General features: G+C 46.9%; 17 protein-coding genes. 7 read left to right on the top strand and 10 right to left on the bottom strand.

The window, feature by feature from the left end:
- Positions 1–161 precede the first annotated feature (161 nt).
- From QZW82_RS07635 to QZW82_RS07605, 7 genes are all read left to right on the top strand, one after another.
- Positions 162–452 (top strand): sulfurtransferase TusA family protein, encoded by a 291-nt coding sequence (locus QZW82_RS07635; protein ID WP_293146720.1) that lies wholly within the window; start codon positions 162–164, stop codon positions 450–452.
- Positions 449–1,699: a ribosome small subunit-dependent GTPase A gene (gene rsgA, locus QZW82_RS07630; RefSeq protein WP_293146718.1), complete on the top strand. Its 1,251-nt coding sequence runs from the start codon at positions 449–451 to the stop codon at positions 1,697–1,699. The genes QZW82_RS07635 and rsgA overlap by 4 nt, the downstream gene beginning before the upstream one ends.
- Positions 1,672–1,845, top strand: coding sequence for a hypothetical protein (locus tag QZW82_RS07625; RefSeq protein ID WP_293146716.1), 174 nt, complete (start codon positions 1,672–1,674; stop codon positions 1,843–1,845). Before rsgA ends, QZW82_RS07625 begins: the two co-directional genes overlap by 28 nt.
- Positions 1,846–1,945: 100 nt before the next feature.
- Entirely contained in the window at positions 1,946–2,734 is a 789-nt protein-coding gene (locus QZW82_RS07620; RefSeq protein WP_293146714.1) for a MotA/TolQ/ExbB proton channel family protein, read from the top strand.
- A 15-nt stretch (positions 2,735–2,749) separates the two neighbouring features.
- Entirely contained in the window at positions 2,750–3,481 is a 732-nt protein-coding gene (locus QZW82_RS07615; protein WP_293146712.1) for a biopolymer transporter ExbD, read from the top strand.
- Positions 3,482–4,012: 531 nt separating this feature from the next.
- The gene (locus QZW82_RS07610) at positions 4,013–4,210 is read left to right on the top strand and encodes an NblA/ycf18 family protein (protein ID WP_293146710.1); all 198 of its coding nucleotides are present in this window, start codon (positions 4,013–4,015) and stop codon (positions 4,208–4,210) included.
- 950 nt (positions 4,211–5,160) lie between these two features.
- Complete coding sequence (locus tag QZW82_RS07605; RefSeq protein WP_293146708.1) at positions 5,161–6,576, top strand: transposase; 1,416 nt, start codon at positions 5,161–5,163, stop codon at positions 6,574–6,576.
- A gap of 29 nt (positions 6,577–6,605) precedes the next feature.
- Here QZW82_RS07605 and QZW82_RS07600 read toward each other — a convergent pair whose 3' ends face one another.
- The 10 genes from QZW82_RS07600 to QZW82_RS07555 form a co-directional block, all read right to left on the bottom strand.
- Complete coding sequence (locus QZW82_RS07600) at positions 6,606–7,055, bottom strand: hypothetical protein (RefSeq protein ID WP_293146706.1); 450 nt, start codon at positions 7,053–7,055, stop codon at positions 6,606–6,608.
- An 80-nt stretch (positions 7,056–7,135) separates the two neighbouring features.
- Entirely contained in the window at positions 7,136–8,356 is a 1,221-nt protein-coding gene (locus tag QZW82_RS07595) for an anhydro-N-acetylmuramic acid kinase (RefSeq protein WP_293146704.1), read from the bottom strand.
- A gap of 70 nt (positions 8,357–8,426) precedes the next feature.
- Positions 8,427–9,158: a PP2C family serine/threonine-protein phosphatase gene (locus tag QZW82_RS07590; RefSeq protein ID WP_293146702.1), complete on the bottom strand. Its 732-nt coding sequence runs from the start codon at positions 9,156–9,158 to the stop codon at positions 8,427–8,429.
- A 370-nt stretch (positions 9,159–9,528) separates the two neighbouring features.
- Complete coding sequence (locus QZW82_RS07585) at positions 9,529–10,746, bottom strand: RNA-guided endonuclease TnpB family protein (RefSeq protein WP_293146700.1); 1,218 nt, start codon at positions 10,744–10,746, stop codon at positions 9,529–9,531.
- Between the two features lie 247 nt (positions 10,747–10,993).
- Positions 10,994–12,760: an AarF/ABC1/UbiB kinase family protein gene (locus QZW82_RS07580; protein ID WP_293146698.1), complete on the bottom strand. Its 1,767-nt coding sequence runs from the start codon at positions 12,758–12,760 to the stop codon at positions 10,994–10,996.
- Positions 12,761–12,820: 60 nt separating this feature from the next.
- Positions 12,821–14,035: a transposase gene (locus tag QZW82_RS07575; RefSeq protein ID WP_293146696.1), complete on the bottom strand. Its 1,215-nt coding sequence runs from the start codon at positions 14,033–14,035 to the stop codon at positions 12,821–12,823.
- A 212-nt stretch (positions 14,036–14,247) separates the two neighbouring features.
- Positions 14,248–14,589 (bottom strand): DUF6825 family protein, encoded by a 342-nt coding sequence (locus QZW82_RS07570; protein WP_293146694.1) that lies wholly within the window; start codon positions 14,587–14,589, stop codon positions 14,248–14,250.
- A gap of 40 nt (positions 14,590–14,629) precedes the next feature.
- Positions 14,630–14,878 carry a hypothetical protein gene (locus tag QZW82_RS07565; RefSeq protein ID WP_293146692.1) on the bottom strand — a complete coding sequence of 83 codons (249 nt, stop codon included), beginning with the start codon at positions 14,876–14,878 and terminating at the stop codon, positions 14,630–14,632.
- 225 nt (positions 14,879–15,103) lie between these two features.
- Positions 15,104–16,675, bottom strand: a complete 1,572-nt coding sequence (locus tag QZW82_RS07560; RefSeq protein WP_293146690.1) for a serine/threonine protein kinase — start codon at positions 16,673–16,675, stop codon at positions 15,104–15,106.
- A gap of 749 nt (positions 16,676–17,424) precedes the next feature.
- On the bottom strand, positions 17,425–17,880 hold the full coding sequence (locus QZW82_RS07555) for a DUF2127 domain-containing protein (protein WP_293146688.1): 456 nt from the start codon (positions 17,878–17,880) through the stop codon (positions 17,425–17,427).
- Positions 17,881–18,169: the final 289 nt, after the last annotated feature.

Genomic DNA, 18,169 nt, shown 5'->3' with positions numbered 1-18,169 from the left:
GTCGTAGAATAATTGTTGGGCAATTTGTGGGAATAGTCCTCCCAAAAATGAGACCAATTGGTCTCAAAAATCGGTTGTAGAATAATTGTTGGGCAATTGGTTCACGATAAAATAAGGCTTTTAGGATTTGAAATGGGAAATTTGAAAAGAAAAGGCAGACTATGAATTCAACATCCAAAATTGAAAATCCCAAATCTCCCGATGCCAAAATCGACCTGCGGGGGACTCCGTGTCCTCTGAATTTTGTCCGCACTAAATTGCGACTGGAACAAATGCCACCGGGTGCTGTTTTGGAAGTGTGGCTGGATGCGGGGGAGCCGATCGAACAAGTGCCTGATAGTCTGAAAATGGAAGGCTATCAAATTCTCGAAACGCAATTTGTTGCGGATGAGTCGGAGTCCGGCTTTTTTGCCATGAAAGTGCAGCGCCCAGAACTCCAGGAAGCAGGATGAGCCTGAATTTGTCCTCCCTCGTCGGTACAGTAGTGGCAGTTCAGGCTAACTTCTACCGAGTCAGGCTAGATCAAGCAGCCGGGATTCACGAGAATATAGCCCTGGCGGATGCTCCCACTCTCCTGTGCACTCGTCGCACTCGACTCAAAAAAATTGGTCAACAGGTGATGGTGGGCGATCGCGTGGTGGTAGACGAACCAGACTGGACTGACCGCCGGGGTGCAATTTCAGAAGTCTTCCCCCGCCGCACAGAACTCAACCGCCCGCCTGTCGCTAATGCCGATCGCATTCTCCTGGTTTTTGCCCTAGCCGAACCCGATTTAGACCCCGCCTCATTAACTCGGTTTTTAGTCAAGGCAGAATCTACAGGTTTAGAGGTGAGTTTGTGCCTGAACAAATGCGATTTGGTAAGGGCCGAGGAGTTGGAACAGTGGCGCGATCGGCTTTCACGTTGGGGCTACGAACCAATGTTTATTAGCGTTCGCAGCGGTTTAGGAGTGCAGGAAGTTGCCACAAATTTTCAAAATAAAGTTTATGTCGAAAAAGTAACTTCCCAGCATTTATCGGACAAAATAGATGGTTCTCTGTTGCCTTCTGAGGAGAACCCCCTACTAGCAAATTCGGCTCATCCGTTAGCTCCGTTAAATTCCGTACAAAATCCCTTGCCGAACTTTCTCCACAGCCACACCCAAGACAAAATAACGATAATTTGTGGGCCTTCTGGCGTCGGCAAGTCCAGCTTGATCAACCAACTGGTTCCCGCCCTCAACCTGCGAGTCAACGCTGTTTCGGGCAAACTCGGCCGCGGGCGCCACACGACTCGCCACGTCGAACTATTTGAACTCCCCGACGGCGGGCTTTTGGCTGATACTCCGGGCTTTAATCAGCCGGCTCTCGAATCCGATCCGTCCGAGTTAGCTCAATATTTCCCAGAAGCTCGTCAGAGGCTGGCTTTGGGTAGCTGCCAGTTTAGCGACTGTTCGCACCGCGATGAGCCTAACTGTGTGGTGCGGGGCGATTGGGAGCGCTACCAGTATTATTTGAATTTTATGGAAGAGGCGATCGTCCGCCAGCAAACTCTGCAAAACTCCAGCAGCGCCGAATCCAGCTTGAAGCAGCAAACCAAGTCCGACGGTACACAGCAGTATGAACCGAAACTGCAAACTAAAAAATATCGTCGCTCTTCCCGCCGCCTGCAACACCAGTCGCTGCAAGATATGTGTCAAGAAGACTTAGAAGAATTCTGAGCAAGTCGCCACCGCCGATCGCCCGCCCCGAGTCTGAAAATATTACCAAGACTTACCCAGGAACCGGATTTGATGGAGTAAGATACTTCTTTGCAGCCCGAGGCCTCGGACTGCAAGACCCGGTTTCTTTAGTGGCGAGTGCGTAAGTCCTGAGTACATTAATCGCTAAAATTAAATGGCCTTAGATTTGTAAAAAAAAGTAGAACAGAAGCAAAAGTTAGCGGGTAATGCAGGAGCAAAAATATTGTGAATATTCAAGAACTGTTTCAAAAAGGCGGCCCAGCGATGTGGCCCCTGTTAGTGTTATCGATTCTCTCTGTAAGCACAATTATCGAGCGTTTGTGGTTCTGGGCGAGTCTCTTGAGCAAAGAGAAGCAGATTGTTAACCGGATTCTCGACGCGGCGCGCAGCGATTGGGGGGCGGCTAGCGAGATTGCCAGACAGGCCAACCGACAGCCGATCGGGCGATTTCTTTCTGCACCCCTGCGCCTGTACAATCCCGAACCAGATTTATTTCGACTCGCCCTCGAAGCAGCCGCCGATGAAGAGTTGGCTTCGATGCGCCGCGGGGACAAAATTTTAGAAGCGACGATCGCTCTCGCCCCTTTGCTGGGCTTGCTGGGAACAGTTTTGGGCTTGATTAACTCCCTCAGTTCCATCCGTCTGGGCGACATCGGTACGGCGGCAACCACTGGCGTGACTTTGGGGATTAGCGAGGCGCTGATCACGACTGCGAGTGGGATGGTAGTAGCAATTTTTACCTTGGCGTTTTATCGGATATTTCAAGCTTTTTTGTTCAACCAAGCCAAAATATTTCGCAAAGCTGGAAATGAAATGGAATTGCTCTACAGACAATATTGGCCGACTGCTAATGCTAAAGGTCGATCGCCCGGTACAGAGCACAACAATTCTTCCTTTGGTTCCGATGGTTTGAACAGGCGTTCTCTCAATTCTCAAGAATCATCGGGAGAACGTCTCAGGGAGCCGAAATTGAAAGGTTCCGATCCGGCTGAAGATTCACCTTCTAATAATTAGAACAAAGAACAACTGATGAAGATTCACTTAGATACTCCTGCTGAAGAGGCTCGGATTGAACTGGTGCCTTTAATTGACGTGATCTTTTGCATTCTGACGTTTTTTTTGGTGGCGGCTTTGCAACTGACTCGCCAGCAAGCGATTAATGTCGATTTGCCGAAGGCGAAGACTGGACAAACGCAGATGCGAGAGATGCTGATTGTCAGCATTGACGATTTCGGGCAAACTTATATCGACCAATTGCCTGTTAATTACCAGCAGCTCGATCGAGTTTTAAAGAGTTTCCACAGCACAAATCCTGCCGGCTTGACGGTGTTGTACGCTCCTCAAAATGCTAAATACGCCAAAGTTGTGGAGGTTTTAGACAAATTGCGAGAGGTAGGGGGCGATAGAGTAGCTCTAGCAACTCTTCCTAGTTCAGCTCCCTCTGCCCAGCCGAATAATCCGTCGCTTCCCAATTCGGGGATTCCTGCGGCACCTTCGGGCAATTACCCTCAACCTCTGCCGTCTCCCGTAGATCCTGGGCAACAGCAGCTCAATCCAAATCGGTTTCAATCTCCTCTCCCGGCTCCGGGGCAGCAGCAGTTCAATCCCAATCAGTTTCAATCTCCTCTTCCAGCACCGGGACAGCAGCCGAGCAACTCTGGGGGAAATCTAGGAATTCCTCCCGTTTCGCCCGCACCCATTGCCCCCAATTCCAGGCCCGGAGCTGCTACTCCACAGCCGAATGTCCCTCCCTCCAATTAGCAGGAACGCTTCTAAGTTCGGAAGCAGTGTGCGGGATTTAACAGGTGTAGCCGATTTAACGAATGGATGTTGAGGGTTGAACTCCGAAGCCAGCAAATGATTTGATAACCGATACAAGGAAGAAGGTAAGGGAGAAGAGAGAAATATAAATTCTCCCACTCTCCCGATCTCCCCTCACCCGCTCTCCCCCTTACTCAGAGAGAATTTCCGCACGAGTTGGTATAAATCGCTGCAATTATTTTGGTTCATACTGAGCCTTTTTTCTTTTGACAAGTAGATAGAGTGGTATAAGTCTGCGGAAGGAACTTTTGCGGACATCCTGCCATCTCTAAGATCGAGTTATTTCTTGGGGAGGATGGTAATTTTGTCAAATTATTGTTACCTTTTGTAATATACTAAAGCGAGATAGGCTTGCGGGACATCCTGAAACCAAGAGCCGATCGCTGAAGCAACTTACAGAAACAACTTACAAATCTGGTTAATCCAGGTTTCACTGTCAAGTCACTTTTACTTACTACAGGAGTCAAAGTCATGAGCCAACCAGCAGAATTGTCTTTGGAGCAGCAATTTAGCCTGTGTTCCTTCAAAACACAGGTAAGTGGCATGAGCCGCGAGCAAGCTCAGGAGTTTTTGGTCAAGCTTTACGAGCAAATGATGTTGCGCGAAACCATGTACCGCCATTTTCTCAAACACCATTGGGGTCTAGAGCCCAATCCAGGCGTTGAGTAGCCTAGAGTCGCAGTCGGCGACCTCCGTCTCTTACTCTCTTCCCTCAGGCGGAAAGGAGTTGGGGGTGATGGGGCGTCACTCGAAGATACAAGGCAAGAATATCCTCAGAACCCGACACTGATATACGGATGAATTTATCAGGTTAGAGGCATTTGGTAGAAACAATTTTTAGCGACCTATCGAGAACTCATCCTCGGGTCTAGACAAACTCCCACTTTATTGTCTTTTGATTCTACTAAAAGTTGGGATCGATTCTCCGTAATAGTCCGATCGACGATCGCAGCACAAAGCAACAAGAATTTATCGCTCCGCCTCTTAAACATTATAAATTTTTCGACAATATCTATATTTCTTATACAATAAATTAAACCCATAAATTCTGAAATTGGGTAGAATAAATTAATAAATCTAATTTCCAGAAATGCAAATTGTTTGATATAGCTTTTCTCAAAAATATGAGGTATGTCTGGCAATTGGTAAGCGATATGTATTACAAGCTTTCTGAGGTTTCTCTCCGGTAAATATGGTCTTCGTGTGTGCACTCTCCCTGATTATCGCAGCATAATTTGATATACCTCATCTTTCTGAGAACCGCTAGATCGCGAGCTTAACACTTCAACTAAAGCTTTTAATCTGCAATAAAGTTAGATTTGCACGGCGCTAGCCCTCTCAAGTTGCAGCGGATGGCTTTGAGCAAGAATTGAGCAAGTCGAACATCAAAAGGCGATCTCCGACAAGCAAAACCTTTAATTTTCTACTCAAGTTCTGGATCGTGCCACTTGTAACTCTAAAAAGAGTTGTAAAAAACATTCGGCAAGCGGAAAACTCTGAGTCTTTAGACCTGAGATGCAAGCAGCACGGGCGGTTTCAACCGCCGTAAATTTTTCTTGAATCTTAATATTTAAAACCAAAAAAAGACGTTAAAATACAAGCTAAGGAGGTGAACCAGATTGCTAACAAATTATGTTTATAAGTTGCGACCCAATCAAACACAGTCATCAAAAATGTCGGCTTGGATAGATATGCTGCGAAGCCAGTATAATTGGTGCTTAAATGACAGAATATGTCAGTACAATCAGCAGTTTATCCAAGGCAATTACAGTGACATTAGAACGAAAGTCGAAGCTTCACCATTGACCTGCTTCGTAAGTAAAAATGGCGCAACCGGAAATCCTTGGAAAGATTCTAAGTCAGACTTTGAAGGTAAAACTAGAAATCCGCGTCGAAATGCTGGTGACATTCAGATTACAGCATTACCTGAGTTAAAAATGGCTAGACCTTGGTACAACGCCATAGATTCAACAGTTTTACAACAGAATGTTAAACGCTTAGATATTGCCTACAAAAACTTCTTTGAGGGTAGGGGATTTCCTAAATTTAAAAACCGCAGCAACTTCACATCTTTTACTTTCGTAATGGGAGTAAAAATTAAGGGTAATAAAATTTACCTACCTAAACTGGGTTGGATGCGGTTTTACAACTCTCGCTCAATCCCAAATGGTTTTACCATCAAGGCTTGCACAGTTAGAAAACGACAGAATGATTGGTATGTTTCCGTGAGAATAGAAGATAAGTCTGTACCTGAATACAGCCCCAAAGCTCTCGGTAACAATCCCAAAGTAATCGGTTGCGACTTAGGACTCACTAAACTGGTTCATCTTTCTGATGGCTACCAAATTGAGAACCCTAGGTTTTCGACCAATAAAAAAGCTAAACGTACTCTAAAAATTAGACAGAGACGGGTTAACCGCAAAACAAAAGGCAGTAAAAACCGCAAAAAAGCAGCTATCAGAGTTAGCAGATTCCATCAAAAGATTGGCAATAAACGCCAAGCGCATCAATGGAAAACTGCGAATAAGATTGTATCTAGAAGCGTTGATGTAATTGCCATAGAAGATTTGAATATCCCTGGGATGATGCGCCGATGCAAGGTAAAAAGTGATGAGAAAACTGGGAGGTTTCTGAAGAACGGGCAATCCAGGAAAAAGGGATTGAATCGTGCTATCTCTGATGCGGGCTGGGGCGATTTGGGATTAAAGATTGAGTATCTAGCTGTGAAGCAAGGAAAAATCGTAATTAAAGTTAATCCCAAACACTCTAGCACTGAATGCAGAAATTGTGGACACATCGATAAATCCAACAGGAATGGAGAGAAATTCATCTGTGTGGAATGTGGATATCACGAACACGCCGATATTGGTGCTGCAAAAACGATTAGAGACCGAGCCTTGAGAATGGTACGCGGGGACTCCGCGAAACCTGGTATTCAACACCTAAACGCCCAAAAAATATTACCACGCTCGCAGAGCAAACGTGGTGAGTTTGGGAACCTGAGCAATCAGGATATTAAGACCGCAATGTCTTAAGAATCTCAGTCGCTTTAGCGCTGAGAGTGTCAATCCGACTGACGTTCCAGAGTTGCCTCCATCGTACTCGTCAAGTAATGACCAGACATGATGCCACTAGATTGGTAGTAGCGATTTTCATCAACGCGGTGGAGGGTATCAAAACCCGTCCGCCGCTGGCGTTCATCTCCGAGTACCCAGTAACGTTGGACGATCGACTGGGGAGCAATCCAACCTTCGCCCTCGACTCGGCCGAGTTCGCTGTGTTGGAGTACAAAAGTATACTGCCGCTCATCGTTGTTGAGGTGTCCTCGGTACTGCAAAATAATCTCTTCGCGATCGCCTCCTGGAAACACGAGCTTCGTCACCATACTGAACCAATCTGTTCGGTTCCAGCTCACTAAAGTTTTGCCTTTTACCGTAATTGGCACGCCATTGCGCTCAATCCAACTTCCTTCGAGCGTCCATTGGCCAGATTCCATTAAAAACGTGTGAGCCACAGTGCTGTTCCTATGCTTTTCCTGCTGGCTACAATGCTGGTGCAACAACGCACAGCCGTTGTCCCTCAGACTCTATGCTATCATGCCCAACTGTGCCAACAAGAGTTAATTTCTCCTAACAGAACCGGCGCGCAAGCACCAGTAACTTGAGGCAGATTGCCGGGAATACCCCGAACCCGCCAGACGGCTAAAACCGCGAAAGCGATCGCCTCTTTAAAATCTACACTCAAGCCTGCCTCAGAAGTAGTCAACACTTGCACTGGATGCAATTGTGCTTGCAATCGGCGTTTTAAGTAGAGATTGTGGCTGCCGCCCCCGCACAATAAAACTCGATCGGGCATCTGCGGCAAAAAAGTTTGGTAACTGTGAACGATCGAAGCAACTGTCAGTTCCGTCAAAGTAGCCAGCACATCAGCAGGACTGAGGTTGTAACCTTGAGCCTCGACCAAACAACGGTTAAAATAGTCTACACCAAATAACTCTCGCCCTGTAGATTTGGGCGGTGCTTGGATGAAAAAATCTTGCTGTAGCCAATTCTCTACTAAAGCTTGACAGGGAGTGCCGCTTGCCGCCCAAGCTCCACCTTCATCACAAGTTTTTGTTCCGTCACAGAAGTGCTGCACTGCCAAGTCTAACAGCGAATTTGCCGGCCCGGTATCCCAACCCAAGATACCCTCGCCCAGAGGAGAAACCGCAGACTTCTGGGCCAATTCTCGATCTTTCGTAGCAGGAAGATAAGTAAAATTGCCAATTCCGCCGAGATTTTGGATGCAGAGATTGCGGTTGGGTTCGGCAAGCAGGCAGGCGTCAACTATTGGGACTAAGGGTGCTCCCTGACCTCCTGCTGCAATGTCTGCCGATCGAAAATTGCTCACAGTCGTAATGCCTGTCAATTGCGCGATGAGCGCGCCCCGCCCGAGTTGCAAGCTGTAACCCATGTCTGAGCCGGGGCTAGGTGCAGCAGAAAAACTGCTCTTTTCCGTATTCCCTGGGGGTCGGTGGTAGACCGTTTGACCGTGAGAGCCGATTAATTCTGCCTTATCATATTCTGTTTGAATTGTCAATGCTGCCTTGGCAAATTCTTGGGCGATCGCATCATCTAATTCAGCGAACTCAGCCATGGACAACGCGGAACCACTGCAAACTGAGAGAATTTGCGATCGCAAAGTAGCAGGATAAGGGAAAGTCTTGCCGGCCACCAACTGCACTTTTAAGTCTGCTTGGGAACCGACCACATCCACTAAAGCAGCATCAATGCCATCTACCGACGTGCCACTCATCAAACCGATAACGCGAACCATTCGATTTTAGATTTTAGATTTTTTGATTGGGGGATTGGGAGATTTTTAGGTGTGCGAGGGCGCGAGGATATTATTTGAGGTCGATCGTCACGATCACCACAGTAATATTGTCCCGTCCCCCTTTATCCTTGGCGGCTTCAATCAAAGCAGTTGCAGCGCCCTCGCAGGCGCGAATCGACTTCAGAGGCGAAGCAATCAAAGGATCGGAAAGTTCCTCAGTCAAGCCGTCGCTGCACAGCAACAAGCGATCCCCGGGCTTTACGTCCACCGGCAGAATATCTATTTCCTGCAAATCATCGCGGCCCAAACACTGGGACAAAACGTGACGCCAAGGATGACTGCGAGCCTGATCCGGAGTCAGGGCCTTTCTTTTGACAGCCTGAGCCACCCAAGTCTGGTCTTCAGTAATCTGATCCAAATGAGATCCGTGCAGCCGATACAAGCGAGAGTCCCCGATATTAGCGCACCAAGGTCTGCCCTCATCCCTAAAGATCAGAACCACAGCCGTAGTACCCATATCAGCACGCTCGGGATGTTCGAGCTGATCGGTCAAAATTGCTTGATTGGCAATTAACAAAGCCTTTTCCAACAACAGGGGAGAATCTTCAGGCCCTTCCCAATGTTCGAGCAAATAAGATTGAATCGCCTGAGTCGCAATCCGACTGGCTTCTTGACCTCCCGCGTGTCCTCCCATGCCGTCGGCTACTATGAAAAATCGCCCGTCAGGGTCTATGTAGTACGAATCCTGATTTACGGAACGAACTAGCCCTGTGTCTGTCTTACCTGCGAAAGAGCGTTTCATAGATTGCTGATGGGACTCATCGAACTTAAAAGCTTGATTTAACGGGTGCAATTTTTGATTACAAAACTTAAAATTCCGAACGGTACTGGAAATTTCTGCCGATCGCTAGTCTTGGAAAAATTGCACTTCATTAGCCTTACATTGTAGATCGTCTGATGCTCATTCCGTCTGAAAAGTTTCGTGAATCAAGCTGCATTCAGCAGCACCTGCCCAAAAAAAACGATTTCTAGCTTCAAAATAAGACATTTGGCTGGGGAGAAATCTATGCAGCAACCGGGGTTTTAGTGTCCCTAGCAAGTAATAGCTGTCAAGTTGAGAAACTTGTTGTCAGCCTGCGAAAACTTAACAGTGAACTACCCCGCCCTACTTCCTACGCGCCCTGAGCGCTTCGGTCGTTGAGGGCGGAGCTTCCAACTTCGACGGGTAGTGCCTTAGAAACGGATGACTTACGCCTTCCAGACTTTGGACTTACCTTCCCTCCCTTGGCAGTAGCGCTAGTTCCTAACGCTAAAATACGGAGTCCTTCATCTCGAATATTGACCGCTGCGTTGACATCCCGGTCATGCTTTGTTTCACAGCTTTGACACTGCCATGACCGCACATTCAACGGCAAATTACCAACTCGATTGAGACAGACTGAGCAAGTCTTTGAGGATGGGAAAAAACGGTCTACTTCGACGTAGCACTTCCCCTCCTCTTTTGCTTTATATTCAAGCATTCGGGTGAATTCACTCCAGCTAGCATCACTGATTGCTTTAGCTAGGTTGTGATTTTTCACCATATTCTTCACTGCCAAATTCTCAACGCAGATGACTTGGTTCTCGTTCACCATTTTGCGTGAGAGCTTATGCAGGAAGTCTTTTCGGGTGTTAGCAATCCGCTCGTGGACTCTCGCCACAATGCGTTTCGCCTTCAGGCGCGTATTTGAGCCTTTAACTTTACGCGATAGCTTTTTTTGCTTGCGCTTCAGGTTCTTGGCCCGCTTTTTCAACACCCTTGGATTGTCAAACTTTGATCCATCTGACGTGATGGCAAAGTGAGTCAAACCCAAATCAATCCCTACCGCCTTCCCGTCACTGGATTTAGCCAGTTCTGGCACCCCGTCATCAAACAGCAATGAGGCAAAATACTTGCCTGATGGTGTCATCGAGACGGTCACGGTTTTGAGTTGACCATCAAGAACGCGGTGAATTTTGGCGGGAATCACACCCAACTTAGGCAGTTTTAAGCCTTCATCGGTAATCTTGACGTTTTGGGGATACTGAATCGATTGCTTGTCGAACTTAGATTTGAAGTTAGGGAATTTTGCCCGACCTTCAAAGAAGTTGATAAAAGCCCTCGACAGGTTCAATGAGACCGATTGAAGCACCTGGCTATAAGCTTGGGCCAACCATTCAAACTCTTTTTTTAGCCCTGGTAGGCGGTCATTCATTCCTTGCTGAGATAAGCCTTTCCCAGTTTCTTTATAGAGCCGATTGGTCTGGGTCAGTGAATTATTCCAAAACCAACGAGCACAGCCAAACGCTTTTGACAGCGCTTTTTTCTGCTCGTCGGATGGATAAATTCTGACCTTGACTGCTTTCATCATTCCAGTATCTTACTACAAAAATAGAAAAGTAGTAAATAAATCTTCTGTTCGTTGCTTTCTCGGTAGTTTGTGGACTCCGCTGCGCTACATCCACCTGCCTTTCATCCCCACCCTTCTTCGTTGCGGAAGACGCTACGCTGTTCCTACACTACGAGAGGATGGGGAATTCCCGGCGAACTCGTTAAATGTTAAGTTTTTGCAGGCGACAAATCGCAAGTCAGAAATTCTCGATCGTCAATTGGCCGCATTATGACATTCTGTCTAATCGATCGATCCGTTTGAACAAACGCAACAGAGCAAACCCAGCACCCGCAGCCAGCAAAGCCACAGCGACAGCGGGCCATACTTGATTGCTGACAAACAAAATTGTCGCCGACAAAGTAAAAGCACTCATCATCAAAGTATAATTAGTGCCCATTTGAACGTTGCTCATGCGGCGCATCAATCGCTCAGCTTCGGAAGAACGGACTCGAATCCGCAAATCTCCCTGTTCGAGTTTATCAATAGTCTCCTCAATCCGGCGGGGCAAACCCAAAGCAGTCGAACTCACCTGAGCCGCCTGACGGCCTAGTTCGTTAAAAATGCTGCTCGTTGCATCCGGCCCATTTCCATTAGTCATAAGCTGCATGGCAAAAGGTTGTGCCACCTCCATAAAGTTAAACTCGGGATCTAAACCCCTGCCCACACCTTCAATCGTCGAAAAAGCTCGCATTACAAAAGTAAAGGTAGCTGGGAAGCGAAAAGGTTGATCGTAGGCTATATCGTAAAGATCGTCGGTAATGGCGCTCACGGACTGCTCTTCAAAAGGCTTGTCCATGAAGTTATCGAGCATATACTGGATGCTGCGGCGCACCGGACTCATATCGCCTGTAGGAACCAAAGCGCCCAAGTTGATCAGAGAATCCATAATCCGCTGTCCATCCTTGGAAGCAATGCCGTAGAGAGTCTCCATCAGTCCTTCGCGGACGTTGGACTGAATTTGACCCATCATGCCGAAATCGTAGAAAATCAGAGATCCGTCAGCACTAACAGCGATATTGCCGGGGTGTGGATCTGCGTGGAAAAAGCCATCGTTGAGCAACTGTCGCAAATAAGCTTTCGCACCTAACTGAGCAATTAATTTGCGATCGATCCCGGCTGCTTCGAGAGCTTCGTAATGGCTGATTTTAATCCCTGGTAGGTATTCCAAAGTCAGCACTCGCGGAGCCGCGTAGCGCCAATAAACTCGCGGCACCCGCACCCAGTCGCAGTTGCTAAAATTGCGGCGAAAAGTATCAGCATTCCGGCCTTCATTGAGATAGTCTATTTCCAGCCACAGAATGCGACAACATTCCTCATAAATCCCCATCCAATCTCGGCCGCGGCCCCACTTAGGATGGTTTTGAAAATAGCGAGCAATTCCCTTGAGAATTTGCAAATCTATTTCAAACAGCTTTCGCAGTCCAGGGCGTTGCACTTTAACTACAACTTCCGGGCCCGAGTGCAGTTGAGCTTTGTGTACCTGACCCAAACTGGCAGCGGCCAGGGGCACAGGATCGAAGCTGCGGTAGAGTTCCTCAACAGTCTTGCCCAAATCTTGCTCGACAATTACCTCTAACTGTTCGTAGCTGAAAGCAGGCACTTTATCTTGCAACTTAGAAAGTTCCTCGACAAACTCTGCGGGGAACAAGTCGGCGCGGGTGGAAAATAATTGTCCAACTTTAATGAAAGTCGGGCCTAAATCCAATAGTGTTTCTCGAACCCAGATAGCTTGAAAGCGGCGTCTGGCAACTTTCTTTTCTTCAGTTACACCTCCCCAGTAGCTCCAGTTTTTGCTGTCGAACCACAGCGAAGCCAGCCAGAGCAAGACAAAGGCCCAAATGTCGAAGAAGCGTCGCTGCCGGGAATATTTTTCGCGATTCCAGCGATAAGCTTTACTTTTGTAGGATTTACCAGCAGTTTTTGGCTCATCGGCGTCGCTAGTACGCTTGGGGGAGCGCTGGCGATTAACAGAGTCATCAAGGAGAGCAGACACTTGGGTTCCCAAATTGCTTATTTTATGTTGTTGCTTTGATTGCAGTTGACACTCTCCGCTCTAAAGAGACGGGGATTCTTTCATCACAGGGAGCCTAGTAGCTTTACCCTCTGAAAGCATCTTGACGGTATGCCCTACCGCTGCAAGCCCACGCTGGACTACTACCTGCGCTGCTGCTACATCTCTATCTGCTTCATATCCACACTCAGGACATTGATGAATTCTTAAGCTCAAAGGCTTCTTTCCTGTATGAGTCTGGCACTGAGGGCAGGTTTGAGATGTACCATTTTTATCTACCTTTAAGAAAAATACATCTTTCTTGAAACAAACATATTCCAGAATAGATAGAAATTGTCCAAATCCCCCATCTAGAGTGTGCTTGCAGAGCATCCCTTTTGCCATTGCTTTGACATTCAAATCTTCAGCAAATATCATTCCTGCTTGATTACAGAGATGATGGGCGGTTTTGAAATGGAAATCCTTCCTACTGTCACTGATATGTTGATGGTATCTTGCTACTTTTTTTTGAGCTTTTTGCCAGTTTTTTGACCCGATTCTTTTGCGACTGACTACTTTTTGCAGCGATTTCAGCTTGCGTTGAGCATCCACAAAGAATTTAGGTCTGGCAACTAGTTCATTATCGGAGGTAGCGAGAAATTTCTCTAAACCTAGATCGATTCCTAGGGCATAGCCATGAGGCATGGTAGTAGGGATACTTACATCTAGAGCTAAAGCTAACATGGCAAAGTATCCAGAGGCTCTTTTAACTATTCTGATTTGCTTGACTACAAAACCATCAGGGATAGGTCTAGAATCTCTGAACTTAACTAAGCCAATACTGGGTAGGTTAATCCTATTCCCGATTACTACAGTTTTATTAGGAGTAGGGAACAGGAAACTTCTCATTCTGCCTTTCTTCTTAAACCTCGGAAAGCCAAAACCTGATTCCCACATAGAAGTAAAGGCTTTCTCTAATTGCTTGAGAACTTGCTGCAATACTTGGGAGTGGACAGTTTTTAGCTCTGAATTACTTTGTCTAGCGGTGGTCAAAGATTTGCACTGCACGGCAAAGTTTGGTCTAGGGCTATCAGCGGGAATAATGTATTCGGATTTTAGGCTACAGGCGTTGATTCCACATGACCTTGAGTTGTACCAGTCTTTCCGCTCTCTAAGAGCATAATTCCACACCTTGCGACAGACTTCTAACCAGTGGTCAAAGGTCTGAGATTGGGATGAAGTGGGTTCTAGTTTGTACTCGTAGGTCATGTTTAGCATATCTCTATGATAGCTTATCTATGGCTAAGATGGTAGATAGAAATGGAATAGTGCAATAATTAAAAAATTAAAGCCGTCCTAGAAGGACGGGGCTTTAGACCCAATTTCTTGGTAAGAAGGAGCGCAGGAGCGCAAAGCAATGCGCTCTTGTAACAATCAGTAGTTGTTGCGATCGTCACTTCGGAGCTATCGTCCGCTGGAATCGCCCTTTGTTAAGGCAAACTGCTGCGGTAGCGCTGCAATTCCGATCGCACGAGAGCGACTTCGGCGCGCAGTTCGTCGATCGTTACTTGCAAGTCTGCGGGATGGATGTCTTGAATGTCAGTAGTAGTGCTGGTGGTTCCAGTACCAGTTCTGGTCTGCATCGCCTCATCGGCAGCTCGATTAGCCCGTTCTACAACTCGATCTGTGAACTGGCGCAGGCGTTCTCTTTGTTCGGCGTCAAATTTGCCGAGTTCGGAGAAAGCGTTGGTTGCTGCGCTTTCTAATTGCTCGTACAGTGCTTCGGCAACTGCTCTGCCTACAAAAAAGGCATGAACTGGGGGTTTACTCATAAAAAATCTCTGTACGCTTCCGCAACAAATTATAACTTGCTTATCCTCGATGGCGCTTGTTCCCCAAGAAAGGAACTTTGCCCGAATCGATCGACCACCCTGGCTTGCACCGAAAAAAACAACTGTTTGCACCGATCGCGATCGCACATAGGGCGCCACCACCGCAACTCACGGCATTTTCAGGTTGGGTCTTACTGAAACCTTTCTCAAGCTTAGTAGGTTTGGCAGAACTAATGGGCGACCTCGCACAACCCAGCCGTCCGGTCTCAATATTAACATAATTTACCACAAAATATCAAATATTTATAAATTTTGGGGTTTCCATTCTGATTAGTTAGGTGATAGAAAATATTCGATAATTTTCGGCAATGGCTATTGATATTTTCTGAGTCGATCGCAGGTTGTGCGAAATTGTCTGTGGTTCGGAATGGCGTTATTCGCTCCACAATCGATGGATATTTAGTCAATCCTCAAACAAAGGATTAGTTCGCCCTTTTAAGCAAAAAAAAGAATACTAATTTGTCACAGGTTCAGGATAAGGCACTGTCGGTTCTGGCACGGGGGGCTGCGAGTAAGGTGCGATCGAAGTATCGGAATTGCTGCCGTTTTGGCTTGGTATTGGCGGATCGATCGATCCTAGGGCCGGTGACGGCACTGTCGGTGCGGATTCTTGCTGTGGGAATGTTTCAGAACTATTGGCAGCAGACGGGGCGGGTGCGGGTACGGGAGGGGAGGATCTGCGGGATTCCGGTGGCAGGGGCGGAACTTCTGGTACAGGTGCGGATGCTGCTTCGGGTGCTGGCTGGGTTTCAGTTTTAGCTTCTGGAATGGGGTACTCAGAGATCTGCGCTTCGGGATCGGGAGTTGGGGATGCTGAAGGTTCAGGATCGGGGGCGGGAGTCTCCGGGCTTGGGGAGGCAGAAGGTTGGGTGCTAGCTGTTGAGTTGTCGATCGGTTCTGGTATGCTGCTGTCTGACGTGGGTTTGGGGCGCTTGTTGAGTTGGAGTGGAACCAGAGGGCTGCTTTCGACAGACGGCTGCCCAAACATCGGCCCTGAAAGATCGCGGGATTTGAGCAAATCTTCCAAAGATGGGAAGGATTGAGTTGTGGATCTGTTGTTGCTGGCATTGATGCTGTTGTAGCGCCAGGCCAAGTCAAAACCCATCCAGCCAGCAATTGCAGCCGTGACGACAAACGCCAGCAAGGTCAACGGCAGGGGGGGAGGTGCTGGCAATCGCAAACTTTGCTTGCCGGTTCTCTGTGCGGGTACTCGCTCTGTTTCTTGCAGCATAGTAAGCCAATTTTCCACTGTCTGGGGGCGTTTCTGGGGGTCTGTTTCGAGTCCCTGAAGGATTGCTCGCTCAATACCGGGGCTGAGGTTGGGCTGAAATTGCCGCAAAGAAGCCAGGGGAATGCGATCGCGCAGGGGTGCTGCTACGGGTGCTACGCCGGAGAGCAAGTAGTAGAGGGTGGCGGCGATCGCGTAAACATCTGTGGCCGGTGTACATTTACCGTCATAGAGGTATTGTTCGATCGGCGCGTATCCTGGGGAAAGCAAGTTAGTGTGAGTTTGCTTCGTCCCGGCGGTAAAGTCGCGAGCAATACCGAAGTCTATCAACATTACTAGATGAGAATCGGCTCGCCGGATCGTATTTTCTGGATTGATGTCTCCGTGTAGCAATCCGCAGTGGTGAACCGTACTTACCGCTGAGGCTATTTGCCGAATGTAGTGCAGGGCCTGGGCTTCTGGTAAAGGTCGATCGGTTTCGACTATTTGGGCGAGAGTTTGGCCTGGAATGTAGTCCATCGCGATAAAAGACTGTCCGGCTTCTTCAAAAAAGTCAATTACCCTGACGATGTTTGAATGCTGGCATCGAGACAGGCGCTGGGCTTCGGCAATAAACTGCTGCTGAAACTGGGCAGAGGCTGGGTGTTGGCGCAGACTTTCGTTGAGAGTTTTCAGTACGACGGTTTGGTTTAATTGGGTGTGGGTAGCTCGGTAAGTGATGCCGAACCCTCCTCTGCCTAAAGTCGCGTTAATTGTGTATTTGCCCTTTTGCAGGACTGTTGCTGGCGCTAAGTTCATCTTTAGTTGATGCCGGTTCCCAAACTATGCTACCGCCTTTGGGTTGTTTAGCTTTCTTTAGGCTGGATGTTCGATCGACGATCGGCGCCCTAGTTATCGGTTTTGCTCTGCCAGGTCATCTTTGCCTCTGGCAGTTATTTTATCTGTAGCCGTTGTCTCAAAACTTAACACAATTTTTTGCCAATAAAAATCCCGCTCTTGTGGAACGGGAAAGCCATCAGGGTGCATCTATATCAATAACTATAACTCATGGGGGGTATAACCCCTCTTTTCTTTATCAAGTCTTTACCACTGGCAGGCTTGTGTAAAGATTTAGGTTTTTATTTGACTTATGGTCGTTATTATGATATAGATTCTCAAAAGAATGAAGTATTGACGAATCAATCCGTCAATCCCCAATCTCAAATCGAAAAATGGAAAATCTCAACTTGTACCCGATCTTGCTGAGAAAGGCTATGGAAGGGGATTCTATTTATACCATTTATCAAAAGTAGTGTACAAAACAAGTGTTTGGCTTGTGCGATCGACTCTGTAGGTAAGATTCGTTGCCGCAAGATTGTCGATTAATTTTAGGGATTGTTGATGTATCCGCACCTTACGAATAATGTTGCAAGAGTTTTGAAAATTCATATTACAAACATGGTTGTTTTGTGAAAGCACAATGGCACAGGTGCGTCGCTACTCGAAAAGTCATTTTTTTTGAGTAATTTTTAATGGCGGTGCACCTTAGGACTCAAGCGTATTGAACTTTAATCTTCCTTACCGTGCTTCGGCAAATGGTGCAGCAAATACCAAAACACCGCTATATTTGCGATAAAAACCACCAGCTTAAGTACGGTAAAACCATGAAATAACTCATATATTTCGGGCGGGATACTGATACCTACCAGCGCTAAAACCAAAATAGTCGCCCACCCTTTTTCGTACCACAAACCAACTGCTTCAAGAGCAGTTAAAGCGGCATAAAGTCCGGCTGCTAGTCCGCTAAATAGTAATGTTTTAGGCTTTACACTTAGAACTTTATCTAGTAAAAGCTCAATTATTTTTAATTTACTTTCTAAGAAGTACGATTCCGAAAAATCCTCCAAGGCTTGATGATTCTTCAGCGCTAAAAGCAAAGCGACGGAAGTTACTGTCAAGAGGGCTGCTACAAAACTTTTGTAAACTACAATTGCGATTAAACCAGGAGGGCGCTGTTTTTTCACGTAAATTCTCAAAATATCAATAATGTGCGACGATCGGCTTGTGAATAAAGAAGGAATAAGTTCGGCAACGAATTCGCTTGCGCGAGATTTAACGGATAGAAGATGGCATTCAACAGTTGACAGTTGACAGTTGACAGTTGACAGTTGGAAAGCGACCTCTAACTATAAGTCCGATGATTGAAACAGTGAATAATTTTGTTTTATTTCCCCCTCGAAGGAGGAGGGTTTAAACCCATTCTTCTTGGTAAAATTTAGCAAGTATTAGCTCATCAATTGACAAAAAATAAGG

This window comes from Microcoleus sp. bin48.metabat.b7b8b9.023 (genome assembly GCF_013299185.1).
Classification (GTDB): Bacteria; Cyanobacteriota; Cyanobacteriia; order Cyanobacteriales; family Microcoleaceae; genus Microcoleus.
This window is presented reverse-complemented; position numbering and strand designations above follow the sequence as displayed.

Coding starts and splice junctions, on each gene's coding strand:
- QZW82_RS07635 (WP_293146720.1), top strand. CDS start 162: ATGAATTCAACATCCAAAATTGAAAATCCCAAATCTCCCGATGCCAAA.
- rsgA (WP_293146718.1), top strand. CDS start 449: ATGAGCCTGAATTTGTCCTCCCTCGTCGGTACAGTAGTGGCAGTTCAG.
- QZW82_RS07615 (WP_293146712.1), top strand. CDS start 2,750: ATGAAGATTCACTTAGATACTCCTGCTGAAGAGGCTCGGATTGAACTG.
- QZW82_RS07610 (WP_293146710.1), top strand. CDS start 4,013: ATGAGCCAACCAGCAGAATTGTCTTTGGAGCAGCAATTTAGCCTGTGT.
- QZW82_RS07595 (WP_293146704.1), bottom strand. CDS start 8,356: ATGGTTCGCGTTATCGGTTTGATGAGTGGCACGTCGGTAGATGGCATT.
- QZW82_RS07590 (WP_293146702.1), bottom strand. CDS start 9,158: ATGAAACGCTCTTTCGCAGGTAAGACAGACACAGGGCTAGTTCGTTCC.
- QZW82_RS07585 (WP_293146700.1), bottom strand. CDS start 10,746: ATGATGAAAGCAGTCAAGGTCAGAATTTATCCATCCGACGAGCAGAAA.
- QZW82_RS07575 (WP_293146696.1), bottom strand. CDS start 14,035: ATGCTAAACATGACCTACGAGTACAAACTAGAACCCACTTCATCCCAA.
- QZW82_RS07570 (WP_293146694.1), bottom strand. CDS start 14,589: ATGAGTAAACCCCCAGTTCATGCCTTTTTTGTAGGCAGAGCAGTTGCC.
- QZW82_RS07560 (WP_293146690.1), bottom strand. CDS start 16,675: ATGAACTTAGCGCCAGCAACAGTCCTGCAAAAGGGCAAATACACAATT.